The 22,094-nt window shown below is 72.9% G+C and carries 18 protein-coding genes; 8 read left to right on the top strand and 10 right to left on the bottom strand.

Annotated features, from left to right (window positions below):
• The first annotated feature begins 3 nt into the window (after positions 1-3).
• The 6 genes from WMF43_RS05545 to WMF43_RS05520 all read left to right on the top strand — a co-directional run bounded on the left by WMF43_RS05545 (position 4) and on the right by WMF43_RS05520 (position 10,573).
• Complete coding sequence (locus WMF43_RS05545) at positions 4-1,146, top strand: SDR family oxidoreductase (RefSeq protein WP_437677987.1); 1,143 nt, start codon at positions 4-6, stop codon at positions 1,144-1,146.
• Entirely contained in the window at positions 1,143-2,552 is a 1,410-nt protein-coding gene (locus WMF43_RS05540) for a GDSL-type esterase/lipase family protein (RefSeq protein ID WP_437677986.1), read from the top strand. The genes WMF43_RS05545 and WMF43_RS05540 overlap by 4 nt, the downstream gene beginning before the upstream one ends.
• A gap of 132 nt (positions 2,553-2,684) precedes the next feature.
• Entirely contained in the window at positions 2,685-4,115 is a 1,431-nt protein-coding gene (locus WMF43_RS05535; protein WP_437677984.1) for a serine/threonine-protein kinase, read from the top strand.
• A 5-nt stretch (positions 4,116-4,120) separates the two neighbouring features.
• Positions 4,121-4,807, top strand: coding sequence for a tetratricopeptide repeat protein (locus WMF43_RS05530; protein ID WP_437677983.1), 687 nt, complete (start codon positions 4,121-4,123; stop codon positions 4,805-4,807).
• Positions 4,808-5,072: 265 nt separating this feature from the next.
• Positions 5,073-9,521 carry a protein kinase domain-containing protein gene (locus WMF43_RS05525; protein ID WP_437677981.1) on the top strand — a complete coding sequence of 1,483 codons (4,449 nt, stop codon included), beginning with the start codon at positions 5,073-5,075 and terminating at the stop codon, positions 9,519-9,521.
• A 5-nt stretch (positions 9,522-9,526) separates the two neighbouring features.
• Positions 9,527-10,573, top strand: coding sequence for a tetratricopeptide repeat protein (locus WMF43_RS05520; protein WP_437677979.1), 1,047 nt, complete (start codon positions 9,527-9,529; stop codon positions 10,571-10,573).
• Positions 10,574-10,814: 241 nt separating this feature from the next.
• Here WMF43_RS05520 and rpsS read toward each other — a convergent pair whose 3' ends face one another.
• The 9 genes from rpsS to rpsL form a co-directional block, all read right to left on the bottom strand.
• A complete protein-coding gene (rpsS, locus tag WMF43_RS05515) occupies positions 10,815-11,117 on the bottom strand; it encodes a 30S ribosomal protein S19 (protein WP_437677977.1) in 303 nt (100 codons plus the stop codon).
• A gap of 2 nt (positions 11,118-11,119) precedes the next feature.
• Complete coding sequence (gene rplB, locus WMF43_RS05510; protein WP_437677976.1) at positions 11,120-11,950, bottom strand: 50S ribosomal protein L2; 831 nt, start codon at positions 11,948-11,950, stop codon at positions 11,120-11,122.
• 2 nt (positions 11,951-11,952) lie between these two features.
• Positions 11,953-12,249, bottom strand: a complete 297-nt coding sequence (locus tag WMF43_RS05505; protein WP_020733177.1) for a 50S ribosomal protein L23 — start codon at positions 12,247-12,249, stop codon at positions 11,953-11,955.
• Positions 12,250-12,264: 15 nt separating this feature from the next.
• Positions 12,265-12,888 carry a 50S ribosomal protein L4 gene (gene rplD / locus WMF43_RS05500; RefSeq protein WP_437677974.1) on the bottom strand — a complete coding sequence of 208 codons (624 nt, stop codon included), beginning with the start codon at positions 12,886-12,888 and terminating at the stop codon, positions 12,265-12,267.
• A gap of 13 nt (positions 12,889-12,901) precedes the next feature.
• Positions 12,902-13,213: a 30S ribosomal protein S10 gene (rpsJ, locus tag WMF43_RS05495; protein ID WP_012233476.1), complete on the bottom strand. Its 312-nt coding sequence runs from the start codon at positions 13,211-13,213 to the stop codon at positions 12,902-12,904.
• 10 nt (positions 13,214-13,223) lie between these two features.
• Positions 13,224-14,414 (bottom strand): elongation factor Tu, encoded by a 1,191-nt coding sequence (gene tuf, locus WMF43_RS05490; RefSeq protein ID WP_437677972.1) that lies wholly within the window; start codon positions 14,412-14,414, stop codon positions 13,224-13,226.
• A gap of 9 nt (positions 14,415-14,423) precedes the next feature.
• Positions 14,424-16,538 carry an elongation factor G gene (gene fusA / locus WMF43_RS05485; RefSeq protein ID WP_437677970.1) on the bottom strand — a complete coding sequence of 705 codons (2,115 nt, stop codon included), beginning with the start codon at positions 16,536-16,538 and terminating at the stop codon, positions 14,424-14,426.
• A gap of 333 nt (positions 16,539-16,871) precedes the next feature.
• On the bottom strand, positions 16,872-17,342 hold the full coding sequence (gene rpsG, locus WMF43_RS05480) for a 30S ribosomal protein S7 (protein WP_129345492.1): 471 nt from the start codon (positions 17,340-17,342) through the stop codon (positions 16,872-16,874).
• Between the two features lie 30 nt (positions 17,343-17,372).
• Positions 17,373-17,771 carry a 30S ribosomal protein S12 gene (rpsL, locus tag WMF43_RS05475; protein WP_129356460.1) on the bottom strand — a complete coding sequence of 133 codons (399 nt, stop codon included), beginning with the start codon at positions 17,769-17,771 and terminating at the stop codon, positions 17,373-17,375.
• 286 nt (positions 17,772-18,057) lie between these two features.
• Here rpsL and WMF43_RS05470 point away from each other — a divergent pair, with 286 nt between their 5' ends.
• Together WMF43_RS05470 and WMF43_RS05465 are read left to right on the top strand one after the other, a co-directional pair.
• Positions 18,058-18,858, top strand: coding sequence for a hypothetical protein (locus tag WMF43_RS05470; protein ID WP_437677967.1), 801 nt, complete (start codon positions 18,058-18,060; stop codon positions 18,856-18,858).
• A gap of 19 nt (positions 18,859-18,877) precedes the next feature.
• Entirely contained in the window at positions 18,878-19,699 is an 822-nt protein-coding gene (locus WMF43_RS05465; RefSeq protein ID WP_437677965.1) for a hypothetical protein, read from the top strand.
• A 63-nt stretch (positions 19,700-19,762) separates the two neighbouring features.
• Here the strand turns inward: WMF43_RS05465 and ppk1 are convergent, their stop codons facing one another.
• Complete coding sequence (gene ppk1 / locus WMF43_RS05460; RefSeq protein WP_437677963.1) at positions 19,763-21,976, bottom strand: polyphosphate kinase 1; 2,214 nt, start codon at positions 21,974-21,976, stop codon at positions 19,763-19,765.
• Positions 21,977-22,094 lie beyond the last annotated feature (118 nt).

Here is a 22,094-nt window from a genome sequence, read left to right as displayed (position 1 = left end):
CCGATGGCTCGCCCCGGCTACGAGAGCGTGGTGCTCATCACCGGCTTTCCCTCGTTCATCGCGCGGAAGATGCTGCAGCACGTCCTCGCGTCGGAGCCGCGCACGCTCGTCTACGCGGTGGTGCTCGCGAAGGCCGCGGCGCAGGCGAGCGCGGAGCGCGACGCGCTCCCGGCGCCGGATCGCGAGCGCGTCGTGCTGCTCGAGGGGGACGTCACGGCGATGGACCTCGGGCTGTCGGGCGCCGAGTTCCGGCAGCTCGCCGGCGAGATCGACCGGATCCATCACCTCGCGTACGTGAGCCACGCGGGCGCCGACCGGAGCGCCGCCCACGCGCTGAACGTCGTCGGGACGGCCGAGGTGCTGGAGCTCGCCCGCGCGTGCAGCTCGCTGCAGTGCCTCGTCCACCACTCGAGCGCCTTCGTCGCCGGCGACCGGACGGGGACCGTGTACGAGGAAGATCTCGAGGCCGGCCAGGCGTTCCCCAGCCCGGTGGACGAGACGAGGATGCGCGCCGAGGTGCTCGTGCGGCAAGCGATGGGCCACGTGCCGGCGGCGGTCGTGCGGCCGACCACGGTCGTGGGCGACTCCACGACCGGGGAGATCGATCGGCTCGACGGGCTGTACCTCCTCGTGCTGCTCATCATGGCGGCGCCGGCGGACATGGCGATCCCGATGCCCGGCCGCGGCGACGTGCCGCTCAACATCGTCCCGATCGACTTCGTGGTCCGCGCCGCGCACGCGATCGGCCTGCACCGGCTCGCGCCGCGCCGCACCTTCCACGTCGCCGACCCGCACCCGCTGTCGGCGCGGCGGGTCTTCGACCTGATCGCGCGGGCGAGCGGCCGCCGCGCCGCGCGCAGCCACATCCCGTCGAACCTCGCCAAGGCCCTGCTCCGCACGCCCGGGATCGAGCGCTTCGTCCGCAGCCCGCGCGCGTTCGTCGAGCAGCTGATGACCCCGGTGCGCTACGACGCCCGGAACGCGGACCTCGTGCTCGGCGGCGCCGGGATCGGCTGCCCCCCCTTCGAGTCGTACGTCGACGTGCTCGTCGCCGCCGTGCAGGAGCGCGTCCGCGAGCGGCGCGAGCGCCAGGAGATCGAGGCCAGCGCGGACGCCGATCTCGACATCGAGGATCCGCTGTCGTGAGGGGCGCAAGCTGCTCCGCGCCGCGCGCGGAGATCCCGGGGCGCGACGTCGCCCGCCTCCGCCCCGCGCGCCGGCCGCCGGCGCGGCGTCCGGCCGCGGCGCTGCTCTCGACCGCGGCGCTGCTCTCGGCCGCGGCGCTCGGCTGCAGCTCGGCCCGCGATCCCGCCGCGCCGCCGGCGCCCGAGGCGGGCTCCGCGCTGCCCGCGCGGGTGGCGCCGCCCTCGCGCCTCGCGGAGGCCGCCGCGCCGGCGGCGAGCGCGCCGCGCCTCGCGGAGGCCGCCCCGGCGCCCTCGCCGGAGCGCGAGCTCCTGCGCCTCGAGGACGGGCCCTACGCCCACTTCTTCGCGGCGCTCCGGGCCCTCGAGCAGGGGCGGCGCAAGGACCACGTGCGCGTCGCGTGGCTCGGCGACTCGCACGCCGCCGCCGACTTCTGGAGCGGCGCGCTCCGCACCGCGCTGCAGCGGCGCTTCGGCGACGGCGGGCTCGGCTTCCTGCACCTCGGCTACGCCTCCTACCGGCACGACGGCGCGCGGCTCACGGCCGAGGGCAAGTGGCGGACGCGCCCGAAGACGCCGGGCGGCTCCGCGCCCGTCGACGACGGCGTCTTCGGCCTCGGGGGGATCCTCTTCAGCGCGCAGCACGGCCCGGCGCGCGCGGAGGTCGCGGTCACCGCGGCGAAGCCCACCACGCGGCTGCTCTGGGACGTCTGCTTCCGGCCCTCCGCGCGCGCCGACGAGCTCGCGGTGACGATCTCGGGCGGGCCGAGCGAGATCCTCCGCGGGGCCGCGGGCGACGCCCCCGGCGCGCTGCAGCACGCCAAGCTCGCCAGCGTGGGCGCGACGACGCTCAGCGTCGTGCCGTCGGGCGCGCCGGAGCTCTGCGGCGTGGTCGTCGAGACCGATCCGGAGGACAAGCCCGGGGTCGTGCTCGACACGCTCGGCATCAACGGCGCCCGCCTCGCCACGCCGCTGCGCTGGGACGAGCTGAGCTGGGCCGCGGAGCTCGCGCGGCGCTCGCCGGAGCTCGTGGTCCTGGAGTACGGCACGAACGAGGCGGGCGACGTCACCACGGATCCGTCGCTCTACGCGAGGCAGCTCTCGGAGCTGCTCGCCCGCGTCCGGAGGGTGGAGCCCGACGTCGACTGCCTGGTCCTCGCGCCCACGGACCGGAAGGACACGCCGGAGCGGACGCCCGTCGTCCGAGATGTCCTGCGCGACGCCGCCCGGGAGGGCGGGTGCGCGTTCTGGGACACCTACGAGGAGATGGGCGGGCGGAGCTCGATCGAGGCCTGGTACCGCGAGCGCCCGCCGCGCGCGTCGCGCGACGGCGTCCACCTGACGTTCCGCGGCTACCGCGAGCTCGGCGTGAAGCTCTCGAACGACCTCCTCGAGCGCTACCGACCCTGACGCACGCGCCGCGCGGGCCGCGGTTCGACGCGGGCAGCGGCGCCCCGCAAATGTGGCCTTGCTCGTGCTTTGTCGGCTCCTCGTGCTCGGTCGGCGTGAAGGCTTCTCACGCGCGATGGGCGAAGGGGGCACATGCTGCATGCCGGGGACGTCGCAGGAGGTCGCTTCCGACTGATTCGGCCGATCGGCTCGGGCGGAATGTCGAGCGTCTGGTGGGCGCGCCACGAGCTCATCGGCCGTGACGTCGCGCTCAAGCTGTCCCCGGCGCTCCGGGACGAGCAGGTCGTCGGGCGGTTCATCCGCGAAGCGAAGATCATCGGAAAATTCCAGCACCGCAACATCGTCGGGGTGGTCGACGCGGGGGAGCTCTACGACGAGGGGTACCTCTTCCTGGCGCTGGAGCTCCTGCGGGGCTCGCCGTTCGCCGATCGCCTGACCCCGGGCCGGCCGCTCCCGCCCGAGGAGGTGGTGCCGGTGCTCATCGAGGTGTGCAGCGGGCTCTCCGCCGCGCACGCGGAGGGCGTCGTGCACCGCGACATCAAGCCGGAGAACATCGTGATGGCCATGGTCCCGGGCGAGGGGGTCGTCCCGAAGATCGTCGACTTCGGGATCAGCCAGCTCACGGGCGCGAGCGACGCGCTCACCATCGACGGGCAGCTGCTCGGGACGCCCTCGTACATGAGCCCGGAGCAGGCCCTGGGCAAACGGACGATCGACGCGCGCGCCGACCTCTGGGCGGTCGGCGTCATGCTCTACGAGGCGCTCAGCGGCGTGCAGCCGTTCCGGGGAGGCAACCACCACGCGGTCCTCCGGCGCATCCTCGAGTCGGACCCGGCGCCGCTGCCCGCCGCGATCCCGCCGCGCCTCCGGAAGATCGCCGGCCGCTGCCTCGAGAAGGACCCGGCGCGGCGTTACCCGGACGCGGCCTCGCTGCGGGCCGATCTGGAGGCCGCGCTCGACGATCTCGGCGCGAGCGCGCCCGGGCCGATCATGATCCTCCCGCGGCCCGCCGCTGCCCCGCGGCCCGCGCCCGTCGCGGCGACGCGATCCCGCGGCGCGCTCGCGGCGCCGCAGGGGCTCGCCCGCAACGCCCTCCGGCGGCTCTGGCTCGCGCGGCCGCGGGTGTACCGGCCCGACGCGACGACGCTCGGGCGCCCGTTCGTCGCCGGGGCCGCGCCGGCGTCCCGGCGCCGCGCGCGGGCGCTCGCCGCGCTCCGGCTCGCGGGCGCCGTGGCGCTGGCGGCCGCGCTCACCTCGGCCGCGCTGCGGGCGCAGACGGGCGCGGCGCCGGAGGGCGAGGCGCGCGAGAGCCTCCGCCCCGTGCTGGCCGCGGCCTTCAGCGCCGGCGCGGCGGCCCGGCGCAGCGGAGGCGCGCCCGCGGCGGCGATCGGCGGCGCGCCGGCCCAGGCGGCGGCGCGGTGCATCGGCGCCGGCGGCGCGCCCGAGCTCACGTCCGAGGCCCCGGACAGCGCCGGCGCCGCGGCGGTCTCCGAGGACAAACCCGCGCGCTCGCCGGCGCCGCGCGGCGCGTGGCGCTCCCGCGTGACGAGCCCCGGGTTCTGAGGACGATGGACGCGCTGTTCACCTTCCTGCGCAGGCGCTCGCGGCGGCGCGCCGCCGCGCTCGGGCTCCTCGGCTGCGCGCTGCTCTCGCCGGCCTGGCCCGAAGCGCGCGCGGAGGCGAGGGAGGCCAAGCGGGCGGAAGAGGCCGACAACGACGACGTCGCGACGCGCGCGCTGCGCCTCCAGTTCGCGCAAGGCCTCACCCTCGAGGGCGCCGGACGCTGGGCGGACGCGCTCGACCGGTTCGAGGCGATCGCCCGGCTCCGGCCGACGGCGAACGTGACGTTCCACATCGGCCTCTGCCACGATCGGCTCGGCCGGCTGCTCAAGGCCGAGCGGACGTACCACGACGCGCGCGCGGCCGCGCGCGCCGCGCCGAAGGAGGTGCTCGCCGCGTCGCCGGCGATGCTCGCCGAGATCGACGCGCGCCTCCACGATCTTGACGGGCGCATGCCGAGGATCGTCCTCAACCTCGCCGGCGCGACCGACGGCGTGACCGTGCTGCTCGACGGCGCGCCGGTGGAGCCGTCGAAGGCGCTCCGGGCGGATCCTGGCCCGCACGTCGCCGTGGCGATCCGGGACGGGATCCCCGTCGCCGCGAGCGCGTTCTCCAGCCACGAGCGCCGCACCAGGTTCGTGACGTTGACCGTGCACCCCCCGTCGAGCCGCGCGCCGCAGCCCGAGGCGCGCTGAACCGCCGCCCGATCGGCCAGGCGCGACGGCCCGCGCGTCTCCCTCCGCGACGATCGCGGCCGGCGGCGCCCGCGCTGAGCTCCACACACCCGAGCACCCGCGCGCGCGCAGGTGCTGCGCATCTCGCTGCGCCGCGCGCGCGACACAGGCGAGCGCCGCGCGTGACGCTCGCCTGACAGGGCGCTCCGGACAAGCCAGAGCTCGCCGGGTATTCGGCCGTGAACGCTGGATCCAGCTTGTAACGTCCTGATAGCATGCGAGTCCCATGGCGCTCGACAGGCCGCCCGGTGCGGGCTCTGCTTCGCGACTCGGCAATTATGAGCTGCTGAAAGAGCTCTCCGGTGGTGGCATCGGGTCCACGTGGCTCGCTCGGGCGTCTTCCGAGGCGGAGGCGATGAGCGCGGGACCTGTCACGATCCTGCGCATTTACCGCCACCTCACGAAAAAAGCGGAGACCGCGGACAGCATCCTCCGCGAGGCCGGCATGGCGCAGCGGCTCCGCTTCCCCAACGTGCTCTCCGTGCTCGACGCGCGCATCGCCGACGGCGAGGTGTTCGTCGTGTCGGACTACGTGGAGGGGGAGGCGCTCGGCGCCCTGGTCTCCGCGGCCGGCGCCGAGGGCCTGCCGCTGCCGGTCGCCCTCCGGATCGCGGCGGACGTGCTGCGCGCGCTCGTGTCCGCGCACACCGCGGAGCCGGCGCTCGTGCACGGCGAGCTGAACCCGACGCACGTCTCCGTGGGGATCGACGGCGCCACGCGGGTGAGCGGGTTCGGCGTGGCGAGGGCCATCGCCGGGCTCGCCCCGATGGGCACGAGGAACCCGGATCGGCTGGCCTACGCCGCGCCGGAGCGGGTCAAGGCGATGGCGGCGCACACGGAGGCGCCGCTCGATCCGCGCGCCGACGTCTTCTCGGTCGGCGTGATCCTCTGGGAGCTGCTCTCGCGGCAGCGGCTGTTCTCGTCGAAGCTGGAGACGGCGGTCATCCAGAAGGTGCTGACGGCGCCGATCCCGCCGCTCCCGAGCCTGGCAGGGGCCGCGAGCCCGGCCCAGCTCGGCGAGGTCGTCCGGACGGCGCTCGAGCGTGAGCCCGCGCGCCGCTTCGAGAGCGCGTCGGCGATGCTCGAGGCGCTCGAGGCCGCGGGCGCGGGGCAGATCGCCGGGGCGGAGGACGTGGCCGCGGCGGTGGGCAGGCTGGCGGGTAAGACGCTCGAGCCGCGCCGGACCATGATCGCGGCCGCGATGGCGGGCGCGTCCCTCGCGGCGGAGGCGCGGCCGGCGACGCCGCCGCCGCCGCGGGCGCGCGGGGCGACCCTGGTGGGCGTCGCGATCCCGGTGCCCGACGGCGCGCAGCCGCCTCGCGGCGACGCGGGCGCGCGCCACGCGATCACCGCGCCGTCGCCCCGCGCGCGCGCGATCCCGGCCGCGCAGGGCGGCCCGCCGGCGGCGGGCGGAGCGGTCGTCGCGAGCCAGCTCCGCCCGTCGGGCGGCGCGGGCGCGCCGAAGGAGCCGGCCGGGGCGAAGAACGGCGTGGCGCCCAGGGCGACGGCCGGCGGAGCGGCGTCGAACGGCGCCGTGCCGGCGGGCGCTGGCGCGGAGCACGTCGACGTCGACACGGCCTGGGGCGCTGCGGACGAGGCCGCTGCGCGCGGCCTGCCGGGGGCGCGGCCTCCGATGGCGACCCTGCCGCAGATCGGGCCATCGAACGAGCCGCGCGACGGCCGCACGCCGGAGGGCCCCGGCGGGTCCGCGGCGACACCGGCGCCCGCGGCCGCTGCGCTGAAGGAGCAGCCGGCCGCGCGGGCGGCCGGAGCCGCCGCGCCGCGCGTGGGCGAGCCGAGCGACAGCCCGGCGGCAGCGCGCGCTACGCCGGCGCCGGCCGAGGGCGCGGCGTCGAGGACGACGCCGATCCCGAAGGGGCCGCTCGCGAGGCCGCCGCGCCCGCCGCCACCCCGGCCGTTGCAGCCGGCGGCGCCCGAGGCCGCCGGCAAGCGCGCCGACGCCGCGCCCCTTGCGGTCGCGCCCGCGGGCTCGCCGAGCCCTGTGACGGCGCGCGCGCCGATCACGCCCGCGGGCTCGCCGAGCCCTGCGACACCTCGCGCGCCGATCGGCTCGCCGAGCCCTGCGCCACCTCGCGCGCCGGTCGCTCCCGCGGCGCCGGCGGCCCGCACCACGCCGCGTGTTCCCGCGGTGTCCCCCGTGCCGCCGGCTCCTCCAGCGCCGGCTGCGGTCGCGCTCCCGACGGTGCCGCTGGCGCCTGCGACGCCTCGCGCGCCCGTGGCGCCCACGACGCCGCTGGCGCGCCCCATTCCCACGCCCCGACCGCCGGCGGCGGTCGCAGCACCGGCCGCGACGCCGGCAGCAGCGCCTGCGACGCCCGCCGCGGCTGCCGCGGCGCCCGCAGCGGCTGCCGCGGCGCCCGCAGCGGCTGCCGCGGCGCCCGCAGCAGCTGCCGCGGTGCGCGAGTCGACGCAGCCGTCCATCACCGTGCCTCCCGTGGCGCCCGCCGCCCCTCCGCCCCCTGCGGCGCAGAAGGCCGCGCTGCCTGCTCCGGCGACCGGGGGGCCGTCGTCGGCGACGCCAGCCACGCAGGACGGCGTGCGCGGCGCCGAGCCCGCCTCGGCCTCGAGCAAGACGCTGCACACGCCGACAGGGCCGCAGGGCATGTCGACGAAGATGTGGGGCCGCGCCGCGTCGGCCGTCGATCGGCTGGGGTCAGGGAGCACGCTGGGCCGCTACGAGATCCTCATGCCGGTCGCCAAGGGCGGCATGGCGGCCGTGTGGGCCGCGCGCCTGCAGGGCACCCGCGGCTTCCAGAAGATCGTCGCCGTCAAGACGATGCTGCCCGACGTCTCCGACGACCCCGACTTCGAGTCGATGTTCCTCGACGAGGCGCGGGTCGCCGCCCGGATCCGCCACCCCAACGTGGTCGAGATCCTCGATCTCGGCGAGGAGGACGACGTCCTCTACATCGTCATGGAGTGGGTCGACGGCGAGACGGCCAGCACGCTGCAGAAGGCCGCGAAGCCGCTCGGGGGCATCCCGCAGCGGCTCGTGCTCCGCATCGCGTCGCAGATCTGCGCGGGCCTGCACAATGCGCACGAGCTCCGCGACGACAGCGGCGCGCTGCTCGACCTCGTCCACCGCGACATCTCGCCGGCGAACGTGCTCATCTCGACCGCCGGGTTCGTGAAGATCGTCGACTTCGGCGTGGCGAAGTCGAAGGGGCGCCTCCACGTCACGCGCGCGGGCGGCGTCATCAAGGGCAAGACGCCGTACCTCTCGCCGGAGCAGCTCGGCGGGCTCCCGGTCGATCGCCGGAGCGACATCTTCTCGCTCGGCGCGCTGCTGTACGTGCTCACGACCGGGCTCCACCCGTTCCGCGCCGAGACCGAGCTCTCGACGGTGGAGAACATCGCGCTCAAGGACCCGCTCCCCCCGCGCGAGCTGAACAGCGCGATCCACCCCGACCTCGAGAAGATCATCCTCAAGGCGCTCGCGAAGGATCGCGAGAACCGCTTCGCCACGTGCGCCGAGATGCAGCGGGCCATCGACCAGGTCGCGTCGAACCTCGGCGAGCCCACGACCGACGAGGACGTCGCGGCCTTCGTGCGGCAGGCCGTCGGCGACAGCCAGGCGAAGCGCGCGCAGGACCTCCGCGACGCGATCGCGGCCGCCGACGCCGCCCTGGCGCAGAGCTCGGAGCCCCGCTCCGGCGCCTCGCCGGAGCTCCATGCCTCGCCGGCCGACGCGAGCCCAAGCGCGAAGGGCGAGGGCGCGCCCGCCGCCGGCGCCGCGGCGCCGGCCCCGAGCTCGAGCGCGGCGGCCGCGGCGCCGGCGCAGGCGCCGCGGGAAGAAGAGGAGAGCCCCATCAGCATGGAGCCGATTTCCTTCGAGGAGATCGCCGCTCCGGCGCGGCCGGTGGAGGTCACGCCGCGGCTCATCCTCGCGCCCGAGGTGCAGGCGAACCTCCCGGCGGAGGAGGCGGCGGATCCGGTCAGCTCGCGGCCCGCCGCCCGCGACGCCAAGCCGCTCCGCGCGTCCGTCCCGCGGGCCCTCCCGGCGGCAGGCATGCCCCCCCGCGAGGCCGTCTCGGGCAAGGGCGCGCGCTTCGCGCGGGGCGGCCCGCGGAGCATGGCCAACGACGTCGGCGAGGTCACGGTCGTCGACCGGTCGCACGAGGCCGGACAGCAGCGGAAGCGGCTCCAGCTGATCGTGGCCGGCGCGGCGATGTTCTGCGTGGCGCTCGGCGCGGTCGCGCTGCTCGCGCGCGGCGGCGACGATCGCCCCTCCCCGGAGAGCCGGGTGCGCGTCGAGACGCCGCCCGCGTCGGCGATGCCGTCCGCCACGGGTACGGACGCCGCGGGGGCCATCCCGGCCGCCGCCGCGTCGCCCGCCGCGCCTCCGGAGGCGCAGCAGCCTCCGGAGGCGCAGCAGCCTCCGGCGACCGCCTCCGCGGAGGCGCCGCAGCCTTCGGCGGCGCCGCCCGAGGCGACGCAGGAGCCTCCGCCTGCGCCGCCGGCCGAGGCGCAGCCGCCCCCGCAGGCGGCGAAGGCCGCCGCGGCGGCGCCGCCGAAGCCCGCAGCGGCCCCGGCGGCGCGCCCGGCGCCGACGCCGCGCCCTCGGGCGACCGCTGCGCCGCCGAAAGCTCCGGCCAAGGCCGCATCGACCGCCAAACCGCCCCCCAAGAAGAAGTACAATCCCTCGGGTATCTGAACACCGTGCGACCTCGATCCTGGCTCCGTGCGCTGCTCTTCGGTGCGGCCTCCTGCGTCTGCGTGTGCGCGCTCCCCGGGCCCGCAGCGGGCGCCAACGACGCGGCGGCGACGCCGACGCCGGACGCGGTGGAGAAGGCGCAGAGCCTCTTCAAGAAGGGCGCCGCGCTCTACGAGAGCAAGCGCTACGCGCTCGCGCTGGAGCAGTTCCGGGGCTCGTACGCCGCGGTGGCGAGCCCGAACTCCCACCTCTACATCGCGCGCTGCCTCGCCGATCTGGGCGACCTCCCCGAGGCGTACCTCGAGTTCGAGCAGGTCGCGCAGGAGGCGGCGGCCCGGGCGAAGACCGAGCCGCGCTACGCCCAGACGGAGCAGACGGCGCAGCTGGAGCGCGACGACGTCGCGCGCAAGATCGCGCTCGTGAACGTCACGGTGGCGCACCCGGAGTCGGCGACCTCGCTGACGATCGCCGGCAAGGAGGTCCCGCGCGCCCGGTGGGGCAAGCCGTTCCCGGTGAAGCCCGGCAAGGCCGAGGTCGTCCTGCGCACCAGGACCGGCTCGGACGTGCAGACGGTCCCCGTGTCGGCGGGGGAAACGAAGTCGCTCACGCTCGGCGCCGACGCGAGCGGCCCGGCAGCGGCGCCTGACGAGGCGTCGCAGATCCCGGACGAGCAGCCGGACATGCTCCCGCCGGAGTCGCCCTCGCCGAGGGCTTACCTGCGCCCCTATGCCTATGCGGCCGGCGGCGTGGGGGTCGCAGGGCTCGCCGTGTTCACGGTCGCCGGGTTGATGGCCAACGGCACCTACAGCGACCTCTCGGAGAGCTGCGGCGGCCCCTGCCCTCCCGATCGTCAGGACGACGTCGACGCGGGCAAGGCCCAGAAGACGGTCGCGAACGTCGGCCTCGCGGTCGGCGCGCTCGGCCTCGTCGCGGGCACGACGCTCTTCATCCTGAGCTTCTCGGGCGGCGGCGCCGCCGAGACGAGCGGCGCCGCCGCCTCGCCGCAGCTGGTCGTCGGCCCCGGGTTCACGGGCCTCCGCGGCACCTTCTAGAGAGCGGCGGTCACCCGCTTCGGAGACGGGCCCATCTCGACGTTTTCGGTGCTCAGCGCCCTTTCGTGCGCTTGCGCGCCGAAAACGCCGATCTGGGCCCGTCTCCTGTGCGGGTGACCGCCGCTCTGTGACGCATGTACCAGAGCGGGATGAAAACCGCTCTAGACCGACAAAGGCGAACGGGCGGGATCGCTCGTCGCGATCCCGCCCGCTTGCCGATGCTCTCGCGATGGCGCGAGGGTCAGCGACCGCCGCCAGGGCCGCCCTTGGCGACCTTGGCCTTCTTGTCGCCGGAGTGGCCGTGGAATGTGCGCGTCGGCGCGAACTCGCCCAGCTTGTGGCCGACCATGTTCTCGGTCACGAACACGGGGACGAACTTCCGCCCGTTGTGCACGGCGAACGTGAGGCCGACCGACTCGGGCAGGATCGTCGAGCGGCGCGACCACGTCTTGATGACCTTCTTCGCGTTGGTCGCCTGGGCTGCCTGGATCTTCTCCAGCAGGTGACCGTCGATGAAGGGGCCCTTCTTGATGCTCCTCGGCATGACTAACCCTTGGTCCCGCGCCGCCGGACGATCATCGCGTCGGTGCGCTTGTTGTTGCGCGTCTTGAGCCCCTTGGCGAGCTGTCCCCACGGCGAGCACGGGTGGCGCCCGCCGCTCGTCCGGCCCTCACCACCGCCCATCGGGTGATCGACCGGGTTCATGGTAACGCCGCGGTTGTGCGGCCGCCGCCCGAGCCAGCGCGAGCGCCCCGCCTTGCCGAGGCTGATGTTCGCGTGGTCGGAGTTCGACACCTGCCCGATCGTGGCGCGGCAATCGAGGTGCACCTTGCGGATCTCGCCGCTCGGGAGCCGCACCTGCGCGTAGTCGCCGTCCTTCGCCATGAGCTGGGCGGCGACGCCGGCCGAGCGCACGAGCTGACCGCCCTTGCCCTTCTTGACCTCGACGTTGTGGATCGAGGTGCCAGGCGGGATGAAGCGGAGGGTCAGGCTGTTGCCCGGCTTGATGTCCGCGTTCCGGCTGGCGAGCAGCGTCGCGCCCACCGCGAGCCCGTCGGGCGCGAGGATGTAGCGCTTCTCGCCGTCGACGTAGTGCAGGAGCGCGATCCGCGCCGTCCGGTTCGGATCGTACTCGATCGCCGCGACCTTCGCCGGGACGCCGATCTTGTCGCGCCGGAAGTCGATGATCCGGTACCGCTGCTTGTGGCCGCCGCCGCGGAACCGCGACGTGATCCGGCCGTTGTTGTTCCGGCCGCCGGTCGACGTCTGCTGCTCCAGGAGCGACCGCTCGGGCTCGGTCTTCGTGATCTCCTTGAAGTCGCTGACCGAGTAGTAACGCCGCGCGGGCGAGGTCGGCTTGAAGGATCTGATACCCATGGCTACTCCGCCTTCTCGTCGAAGAACTGGATCTCGTCGCCCTCCTTGAGGGTGACGATCGCCTTCTTCCAATTGCGCAGCTTCGCGTAGCCGCGCCCCATACGCTTTTCCTTGCCGCGCATGATCATGGTGTTCACGTCCACCACGCCCACCTTGAAGAGCGTCTGGATCGCGTCCTTGATCTGGATCTTGTTCGCCTCGCGGCGAACCTCAAAGATGACCTTGTTGCCTTGGTCGCGGAGCCGGCTCGACTTCTCCGTGAGGATGATGGGCCGGCGGATGATCTGCTCGGGCTGCATGTCGATCTCCCCTGACTAGCGAAGGCAACGCGCCTCGAGCGCCTTGGCGGCGTCCCTCGAGACGATGAGGTGGTCGTGCCTGAGGAGGTCGTAGACGTTGACGCCCTCCGGCGGCAGGTACTGGTGGTTCTCCAGGTTGCGGAGGCTCTTCACCAGCTTCTCGTTCCCGGCCGTGTCGACCACGAGCGACTTCCGATCCGCCTGCAGCGTCGTGAGCGTCGCGACGATCGCCTTGGTCTTGATCTCGGGGACCTCCAGGCTGTCGAGCACGATGAGCCGGCCCTCCTTCGCGAAGAGGGAGAGCGCGCTCTTCAGGGCGCCGATGCGCACCTTGCGGGGCGGCCGGTACGACCAGTCCTTCGGCTCCAGGGCGTGGGCCATGCCGCCGCCCGCGTGGTGCGGCGCGCGGATCGAACCCTGGCGGGCGCGGCCGGTGCCCTTCTGGCGGTAGAGCTTCTTCGTGGAGCCGGCGACCGCGCTCCGCTCCTTCGTGGCCTTGGTGCCCGAGCGGCGGGACGCGAGCTGCGCCTTCACGACCTCGTAGAAGAGGTGCTCTTTCACCTCGGTCCCGAAGACCTCGTCCGAGAGGTCGAGCTCCCCGACCTGCTCCCGCTTGAGGTTGTAAACGGTAACCTTCATGGTACCTGGACTCCTAGCTCTTGATCTCGACGTCGACGCCGGCCGAAAGGTCGAGCTTCATCAGCGCGTCGAGGGTCTGCTGAGTCGGCTCGATGATGTCGAGAAGCCGCTTGTGAGTCCGGATCTCGAACTGCTCGCGCGACTTCTTGTCGACGTGGGGCCCCCGGAGCACCGTGTAGCGGCGGATCTCGGTGGGCAGCGGGATCGGTCCCGCGACGTGCGCCCCGGTCCGCTTCGCCGTCTCGACGATATCGCTCGTCGACTTGTCGAGCAGCTGGTGGTCGAAGGCTTTGAGGCGAATCCGGATCTTCGTTGTATCAGCCATGGTGCTCTTCCTACGCGAGGATCTTGGTGACGACGCCGGCGCCCACCGTCTTGCCGCCCTCGCGGATGGCGAAGCGCATCTGCTCCTCCAGCGCGACCGGGGCGATGAGCTCGACCGTTACCGTGATGTTGTCGCCCGGCATCACCATCTTCACCCCCTCGGGGAGGTTCACCGTGCCGGTCACGTCCGTCGTGCGGATGTAGAACTGCGGCCGGTAGTTGGTGAAGAACGGCGTGTGGCGCCCGCCCTCCTCCTTCTTGAGGACGTACACCTCGCCGGTGAACTTCGTGTGCGGCGTGATCGACCCGGGCTTCGCGAGCACCTGGCCGCGCTCGATCTCTTCCTTCTCGATCCCGCGCAGCAGGCACCCGACGTTGTCGCCCGCCTGCCCCTGGTCGAGCAGCTTCCGGAACATCTCGACGCCGGTCACGACCGACTTCTTCGTGTCCTTGAAGCCGATGATCTGGACCTCGTCGCCGACCTTGATCACGCCGCGCTCGATGCGGCCCGTGGCCACGGTGCCGCGGCCCTTGATCGAGAACACGTCCTCGATCGCCATCAGGAACGGCTTGTCGATGTCGCGCACCGGCTCGGGGATGTAGCTGTCGAGCGCGTTGAGGAGCTGCTGGATCGTCTCCTCCCACTTCGGGTCGCCCTGGAGCGCCGGAAGCGACGCGCCGCGGACGACCGGCGCGTTGTCGCCGTCGAACTTGTACTTCGACAGGAGCTCGCGGACCTCCATCTCGACCAGGTCGAGCATCTCCGGATCGTCCACCGCGTCGCACTTGTTGAGGAACACGACGATGTGGTTCAGGCCGACCTGCCGGGCGAGCAGCACGTGCTCGCGCGTCTGCGGCATCACGCTGTCGAGCGACGACACGACGAGGATCGCCCCGTCCATCTGCGCCGCGCCGGTGATCATGTTCTTGATGTAGTCGGCGTGCCCGGGACAGTCGACGTGCGCGTAGTGGCGCTTCTCCGACTCGTACTCCACGTGCGCGGCCGCGATGGTCACCGTCTTGGTCTCGTCACGGACCGTCCCGCCCTTCGCGATGTCGGCGTACGAGATCGCCTTCGCCAGCTGGCGCTTCGACTGCACCTTGACGAGCGCCGCCGTGAGCGTGGTCTTGCCGTGGTCGATGTGACCGATGGTGCCCACGTTCACGTGCGGCTTCGTACGAGTGAATTTCTCCTTGGCCATGGCGTCTTCTTAACCTCGCTGCTTGGCGACGATCTCTTCCTGGATCGCGGCCGGAACCGGTGCGTAATGAGAGAACTGCATTGAATGGGTCGCGCGGCCCTGCGTCTTGGAACGGACGTCGGTCGCGTACCCGAACATTGTGGCGAGCGGGACCTCCGCGCGGATCACCCGGGTGTTCGCGCGTTGCCCCATGTCGAGGATGCGGCCGCGCCGCGAGTTGAGGTCGCCGATGACGTCGCCGAGGTAGTTCTCGGGAGACACCACCTCGACGCCCATCATCGGCTCGAGGAGCACGATGCCCGCCTTCTTGGCGCCGTCCTGGAAGGCCATCGAGGCGGCGACCTCGAACGCGGGGCCCGAGGAGTCGACCTCGTGGTAGCTGCCGAAGTGGAGCCGGACCTTGATGTCGACGACGGGGTAGCCCGCGAGCACGCCGCGGCCCATCGCGTCCCGGATGCCCTTCTCGATCGAGGGGATGAACTCCTTCGGGATGATGCCGCCCACGATGTCGTTCTCGAACACGAAGCCCGCGCCGCGCTCGGCCGGCTCGATGTCGATCCTCACGTGGCCGAACTGGCCGTGGCCGCCCGACTGCCGGACGAAGCGCCCCTCGACGTCGGTGGCCTTCTTCGTGATGGTCTCGCGGTAGGCGACCTCGGGCTTGCCGACGTTGGCGTCGACCTTGAACTCGCGCTTCAGGCGGTCGACGATGATCTCGAGGTGGAGCTCGCCCATCCCGGCGATGATCGTCTGCCCCGTGTCCTCGTTCGTGAAGGTGCGGAACGACGGATCCTCGTAGGCGAGCTTCTGCAGGCTGAGCCCGAGCTTGTCGAGATCCGCCTTGGTCTTCGGCTCGATGGCGATCGAGATCACGGGGTCGGGAAACTCCATCCGCTCCAGGACGATCGGGTGCTTCTCGTCGCAGAGCGTGTCCCCGGTGCGGGTGTCGCGGAGCCCGACGGCCGCGTAGATGTTGCCCGCGTAGCAGACGTCGATCTCCTCGCGCTTGTTCGCGTGCATCCGGAGGATGCGGCCGAACCGCTCGCGCTTGCCGCGGGTCGAGTTGAGCACGCTGACGCCGCTCTTCGTCGTCCCGGAATACACGCGGAAGAAGGTGAGGTTGCCGAACTGGTCGTTCATGATCTTGAACGCCAGCGCGGCGAACGGCTCCTCGTCGCTCGCCTTCCGCGCGACGACCTTGTCCTTCTTGTCGGGCAGCGTCCCCTCGACCGCCGGGATCTCGACCGGCGACGGGAGGTAGTTCACCACGCTGTCGAGCAGGAGCTGGACGCCCTTGTTCTTGAACGCCGAGCCGCACAGGACCGGGACGAACTTGAAGCTCAGGGTGCCCGCGCGGAGCGCGCCGTGGATCTCCTCCTCGGTGATCTGGTCGAGCTCGCCGGCGATGAACTTCTCCATCACCTTGTCGCTCGCGTCGGCGCACGCCTCGATCAGCTTCTCCCGGAGCTCCTTGCACCGCGGCAGGACGTCGTCCGGGATCGCCTGCCACTCGTAGCGCTGGCCCTTCGTCTCCTCGTCGAAGACGGCGGCCCTGAGTGTCACGAGGTCGATCACGCCGCGGAACGAGTCCTCGGCGCCGAGCGGGTAGTGGATCGCCACAGGGGTCGCGCCGAGCCGCTCGCGGATCGACTCGACGCACATCTCGAAGTCGGCGCCGACCTTGTCCATCTTGTTGATGAACGCGATCCGCGGGACGTTGTACTTGTCGGCCTGCCGCCAGACCGTCTCGCTCTGCGGCTCGACGCCGTTGCCGCCGTCGAAGACGGCCACCGCGCCGTCGAGCACGCGCAGGCTGCGCTCGACCTCGATGGTGAAGTCGACGTGGCCGGGGGTGTCGATGATGTTGATCCGGTGCGAGACGCCCTTCTGGGGGCCCTGCTCCGGCGACCAGAAGCAGTTCGTCGCGGCCGACGTGATCGTGATGCCGCGCTCCTGCTCCTGGACCATCCAGTCCATCGTGGCCGCGCCCTCGTGGACCTCGCCGATCTTGTAGTTGACACCCGAGTAATAAAGGATGCGCTCGGTGACCGTCGTCTTGCCCGCGTCGATGTGGGCCATGATCCCGATGTTGCGCGTCCGCTCTAGGCTGTACTCGCGTGCCACTTGGTCTTCTCCGTCGTTTCCGTCGTTGCCGTCGGTTTGGTCGGTGCGATGCGTGGGGTGAGAGCTCCGGTCGCAGGATGCAAAACACCCTCTCCAGCCCGGCCCGCCTCCGTATGGCGAGCACTTTGAACCTGGAGAGGGTGTCGGGGTACAGCAGCAGCTTTTCTAGGTCTAGCGAGGCGGAGCGCTGTCGCGCTCCCTCGAGACCGGCTCTGTAACCCGATCCTTATGTCGACGTTGCCATCTCGCTCTACGCGACTCCTCGCCTGATGGGTGGGGCGTGAAACGAACGAGCCAGCGCAGATCCAGGATCTGCGCTGGCGGTGCAGGGACCTACCACCGGTAGTGGGCGAACGCCTTGTTGGCCTCCGCCATCTTGTGCGTGTCGTCGCGCTTCTTCACCGCGTTGCCGCGGTTCTGCGCCGCGTCGACGAGCTCGGCGGCGAGCCGCTCGCGCATCGTCTTCTCTCCGCGGCCGCGCGAGTAGGTGACGAGCCAGCGCATCGCCAGGGCGACGCGGCGCTCGGGCCGGACCTCGACGGGGACCTGGTAGGTCGCGCCGCCGACGCGCCGGCTCTTCACCTCGAGCTTCGGCTTCACGTTGTCGAGCGCCTTCCGGAAGACGTCGATCGGCTCCTCCTTGAAGCGGTCGCGCACGATGTCGAACGCGCCGTAGAGGATCCCCTCGGCAGTCGCCTTCTTGCCCGACAGCATCAGGGAGTTCGTGAACTTGGCGACGAGCTTGTCCTTGTACTTCGGGTCCGGAATGATCTTCCGCTTCGGGACTTCGCGACGACGGGGCATCTTCGTTCCTCTGCTCGGCTTAACGCCCGATCAGGCCTTCGGGCGCTTCACGCCGTACTTCGAGCGCTTGCGGTTGCGGTTCGCTTTGTTGGTGGAGCTCGGCCCGGCGGCGCCGGACGCGTCGAGCGTCCCGCGGACGACGTGGTAGCGGACGCCCGGCAGGTCCTTCACACGGCCGCCACGGATGAGGACGACCGAGTGCTCCTGCAGGTTGTGCCCCTCGCCGGGGATGTAGCTCGTCACTTCCATCTGGTTGCTCAGCCTGACGCGGCAGACCTTGCGGAGCGCCGAGTTGGGCTTCTTCGGCGTCGTGGTGTAGACACGGACGCACACGCCTCGCCGCTGCGGGCAGGACTTGAGCGCAGGAGAGGCCGTCTTGTAGCGGGCGGCCTCGCGGCCTTGGCGGATGAGCTGGCTGATGGTCGGCATAGAGACGCGGATTTCCACCTGAGGGATGGGGACGCGCAGGATACCCAGGAGCGAATTCATGTCAAGCGGGGACGACACCCGTTCGAGCTGGATGCGCTGACCGCAGCCTGAATACGCCTTTTTGTGGATCCCGCGACGAGCTCGCCGGCAGCGTGCTGGGCGGCGTGGACGACCGGACGATGGCCGAGGACGCGCGCGTCCGCAACACGAACCGCGGCACGGTGCGGACGGGCGGCGCGCGCCCGCGGCTCTTGGCGGCCCGGCTGCTGTTCGGTACGGTCGCTGCGTGGCGAAGAAGCTTTCACGCGCCCAGCGCAAAGGAAGCCGACGGAAGGCGTCGGACCACGGCGTCGCAGCGGCAACTTCGTCCCGCGCGGAGGCGGCCGCCGCGGCGCCCACGTCGCGCCGGAGCGGCGCGGGCAACGCGTCGAGCCGGAGCGGCGCGGACGACGAGGTCGGACGAGAGCCCGCGGGGGCGCGCCCCGATCGGCCTGTCAAGAGCCGCCGGAACGACGCCCCGCTCGCCGCGCCGGCGCGCTCGGCTGCCGGCCGGCAGGGCGAGGAGCCCGCGCGGGCGAAGGCGCGGGGCAATCGCGTGCTGCTCCTGTTCCTCGGGCTCGTGGCGCTCGCCGCCGTGATCGTGTTCGCCGCGCAGTCGCCGCGCTCCCCGCGGCGCGAAGGCGGCGACGAGCCGACGAGAGACGCGCCCGCGGCGCAGCCGCGCGCCGCCGCGGCGCCTGCGGGCGCGGAGCCGGCCGCGCCGCGCCCGGCGGGCGAGCCGCCGCCGGGCCCTCCGGTGGATTCGTCGCCGCCTACGATCGTCACGGCCGAAGCGGCCGCGGAGGCGCCGGCGAGCACCGCCGCTGCGCCGCGCGCTGCTGCCGCGGAGAGCGCTGCGCCGCGCGCTGCTGCCGCGGAGAGCGCTGCGCCGCGCGCTGCTGCCGCTGCGCCGAAGAGGCCGGCGAAGGCCCCGGCGAAGGCGTCCGCGCCGGCCGAGGCGACGCCGCAGCCGCCCGGAGCCGAGCCGCCTCCGGAGCCGGCGCCGAAGCCCGCCGAGGCGCCCCACGAAGCACCGAACCCGCCGTGATGAGGAAAGGACGACCGAGATGCCCCGCTTGATTGCTTTGCCTGACGCCGCCCGAACGCCGCGCCGCAAGCCGCTCGCCGGCCGGCGAGCGCTCGCTCTGCCGCTCGGCGTCGCCCTCGCCAGCCTGCTCGCCGCGGGGGCGGCGGCCGCGCAGCCGGCGCCGCAACGACAGGCACCGGCGGGATCGCCCGCGCAGCCCGCGGGCGCCACGGCGCCGCCGGCCGCCCCGCCGCCCGGCGGCGCCCCCCCGGCCAGCGGCGCCGCGACGCCGCAACCTGCGCCGCCCGCCCCCGCGGCGCCGCCTGCTGCACCGCCGCAAGGCGCCGCGCCCGCGCCGGGCGGTTATCCGCCGCCGGGCTATCCGCCGCCGGGTTATCCGCCGCCGGGCTACCAGGGCGGCTACGCGCCTTATGGCGGCGCCTACTACCCGCCCCCGCCGGGCTACTACCCCCCGACGCAGGAGCTCCCGCCCGCGTCGCCCCCTACCCCTCTGCAGCGGAAGAACAAGGGCATGATGCTCGGCGGTGTCGCGCTCACCATCGGCGGCGCCGCCGCGTTCTTCGCGGGGAGCGCGATGCTCGCCGGCGCGAGCAACCGCTACGAGATCTACTGCGATTACGGCGGCTACACGGGCATCTGCGAGACGCGGACCGACGAGCCCCTCCAGGTCGCCGGCGTGATCGTCTCCGTGGCGGGCGGCCTCATGATGGCCGTCGGCATCCCGCTCTGGGTCATCGGCGGAAAGAAGGTGCCGGCCCCGGGCGAGCAGCAGCCCGAGGCGCCCGCGCAGGTCTCGCTCTCGGTCGGCCCCGGCTCCACCGCGCTGCAGATGCAGTTCTGAGGCGCTCCCCTCCCCCGAACCCGGCGCGCGCGCGGCCCGCCGGCAGCCCGGCGGGCGGGGCGTTCAGGGGAGCCCCTTCTTCTTCTTGACGTTCTTGCGGTGGCGGGACTCCCCGTCGACCGGGCTCACCGGCACGCGGAGGATGTGGAAGCGCCCGCCGCCGCGCGCCAGCGGATCGCTGAGCTTCACCCGCTCGCGCGCGAGCTCGATGAACCGCTGCTGCGAGCGCACCTGGGGGGCGCCCGGGGTCTGCGGGAGCTTGTGGTAGCTGCCGTCGCTCGCGAGCTCCCACGTCTTCACCGTGTCGGAGGTCACGGTGCTCAGCATGTCCTCCACGCGCGCGCGGATGGCGGGCTCGAGGATCGGGATCATCAGCTCGACGCGGCGGTGGAAGTTGCGCGGCATCCAGTCGGCGCTCGACATGTAGATCTCCTCGTTGCCGCCGTTCGCGAACCGGAACAGGCGCTTGTGCTCGAGGAACCGGTCGATGATCGCGCGCACCTGGATCCGCTCCGACAGCCCCGGGATGCCCGGCCGGAGGCAGCAGATGCCGCGCACGGCGAGCTTGATGTCGACGCCCGCCTGCGACGCCGCGTAGAGCGCGTCGATGACGTCGACGTCCACGAGCGCGTTCATCTGCGCCACGATCTCCGCCTTGCGCCCCGCCCGCGCGTGCGCCGCCTCGCGGGCGATGAAGCCCAGCACCGCCTCGTGCAGGCCGAGCGGCGCCACGAGCAGCCGGTTCCACTTGGGCGGCGCGCTGTAGCCCGTCAGCAGGTTGAAGAGCGACGTCATGTCCTCGCCGATCTCCCGGTTCGCCGTGAACAGGCCGATGTCGGTGTAGAGCCGGGCGGTCTGCGGGTTGTAGTTGCCCGTCGAGAGGTGCACGTAGCGGCGGAGCTTGTCCTTCTCGCGCCGCACGACGAGCAGCGCCTTCGCGTGCGTCTTCAGCCCGAGCAGGCCGTAGATCACCTGGACGCCGCTCTGCTCGAGCGTCCTCGCCCACTGGATGTTGCTCGCCTCGTCGAACCGCGCCTTCAGCTCGACGATCGCCGTCACCTGCTTGCCGCTCTCGGCCGCGCGCGCGAGCGCCTTCAGGATCGGGGAGTCGCCGCCCGTCCGGTAGAGCGTCTGCTTGATCGCGAGCACGTTCGGGTCGTCGGCCGCGCGGGAGACGAACTCGGCGACGGGGTCGAACGACTCGTACGGGTGGTGCAGGATCACGTCCTGCTCCCGGATGACCGCGAAGATGTCCTCGACGTCGCGGAAGAGCGGCGGGACCTGCGGCGAGAACGGCTCGTCGCGGTGCTCGCGGCGCTCGTCGTCCGCGACGATGCCCATGACGTCGGCGATGTGGAGCGGCCCCGGCACCCGGTAGACGGCGAGCGCCGAGTCGACGTTGAGCGCGCGGCAGAGCCGCTGGACCGAGGTGTTGGCGCCCTCGCCGATGCCGATCTCGACGCGCACGGCGTTGCCGCGGTCGCGCCGGCGGAGCTCGGCCTGGATCGTCTCCAGGAGGTCCTCGCCCTCCTCCTCGTCGATCTCGAGGTCCCAGTTCCGGGTGACGCGGAAGGGGTAGGTGCCCCGCAGCCTCCCCGAGGGGAAGAAGTCCTTCACGTGACGGGCGATCACGTCCTCGAGCAGCACGAACGCGCGCGTCGCGCCGTCGACGCGGACCTTCATCAGCCGGCTCAGCATCGGCGGCACCTGGATGACGGCGAAGCCCGGCTCCTGCGCCTCGTGCTCCCGGGAGAACATGATCCCGAGGTTGATCATCTTGTTGCGCAGGTGCGGGAACGGGTGCCCCGGGTCGATCGCGAGCGGGGTGAGGATCGGGAAGATGTCCGTGCGGAACCGCTCGTCGAGCGCGCTGAGCTCGGCCGCGTCGAGCTCCTCCGGGCGGACGATCACGATGCCGGCGCGCTGGAGCGCCGGGATCAGCTCGACGTTCCACAGGCGGTAGGCCTCGTCCACGAGCGCGTGCACCCGGCTGCTGATCGCCACGAGCTGCTCGTGCGGCGTGAGCCCGTCCGGCGGGACCTCCGCGATCGTGCGCTGCGTCTGCGCCTGGAGGCCCGCGACGCGCACCATGAAGAACTCGTCGAGGTTGGAGAAGAAGATGCTCAGGAACTTGAGGCGCTCGAACAGCGGGACCTCGGGCGCGCTCGCCTCGGCGAGCACCCGCGCGTTGAACTCGAGCCACGAGAGCTCCCGGTTCAGGTAATGCGACGGATCGCCCTCGATGGGGATCGGCCCCGCGGCGGCCGGGACCGACACCGGGCCGCTCGTCGGAGCTGCGCTCGCGCCGGGCTTCGCGGCGGCCGAGTCGCCCGAGCCCGCTCCTCCCGACCTGGGGGCGTGCTCGGCGCCAGCAGGATGGCCGGAGGCAAGGGTG

Source organism: Sorangium sp. So ce131 (genome assembly GCF_051519095.1).
Classification (GTDB): domain Bacteria; phylum Myxococcota_A; class Polyangia; order Polyangiales; family Polyangiaceae; genus Sorangium.
The sequence above is the reverse complement of the archived record's forward strand: the minus strand, read 5'-3'. Positions and strand labels throughout refer to the sequence as shown.

Bases quoted from the DNA above. Each gene is read 5' to 3' on its own strand.
- tuf (WP_437677972.1), bottom strand. From the start codon at position 14,414: ATGGCCAAGGAGAAATTCACTCGTACGAAGCCGCACGTGAACGTGGGC.
- WMF43_RS05535 (WP_437677984.1), top strand. From the start codon at position 2,685: ATGCTGCATGCCGGGGACGTCGCAGGAGGTCGCTTCCGACTGATTCGG.
- rpsJ (WP_012233476.1), bottom strand. From the start codon at position 13,213: ATGGCTGATACAACGAAGATCCGGATTCGCCTCAAAGCCTTCGACCAC.
- rpsS (WP_437677977.1), bottom strand. From the start codon at position 11,117: ATGCCGAGGAGCATCAAGAAGGGCCCCTTCATCGACGGTCACCTGCTG.
- WMF43_RS05530 (WP_437677983.1), top strand. From the start codon at position 4,121: ATGGACGCGCTGTTCACCTTCCTGCGCAGGCGCTCGCGGCGGCGCGCC.
- rplB (WP_437677976.1), bottom strand. From the start codon at position 11,950: ATGGGTATCAGATCCTTCAAGCCGACCTCGCCCGCGCGGCGTTACTAC.
- rpsL (WP_129356460.1), bottom strand. From the start codon at position 17,771: ATGCCGACCATCAGCCAGCTCATCCGCCAAGGCCGCGAGGCCGCCCGC.
- WMF43_RS05465 (WP_437677965.1), top strand. From the start codon at position 18,878: ATGCCCCGCTTGATTGCTTTGCCTGACGCCGCCCGAACGCCGCGCCGC.
- WMF43_RS05505 (WP_020733177.1), bottom strand. From the start codon at position 12,249: ATGCAGCCCGAGCAGATCATCCGCCGGCCCATCATCCTCACGGAGAAG.
- WMF43_RS05545 (WP_437677987.1), top strand. From the start codon at position 4: ATGGCTCGCCCCGGCTACGAGAGCGTGGTGCTCATCACCGGCTTTCCC.
- rplD (WP_437677974.1), bottom strand. From the start codon at position 12,888: ATGAAGGTTACCGTTTACAACCTCAAGCGGGAGCAGGTCGGGGAGCTC.
- WMF43_RS05525 (WP_437677981.1), top strand. From the start codon at position 5,073: ATGGCGCTCGACAGGCCGCCCGGTGCGGGCTCTGCTTCGCGACTCGGC.
- rpsG (WP_129345492.1), bottom strand. From the start codon at position 17,342: ATGCCCCGTCGTCGCGAAGTCCCGAAGCGGAAGATCATTCCGGACCCG.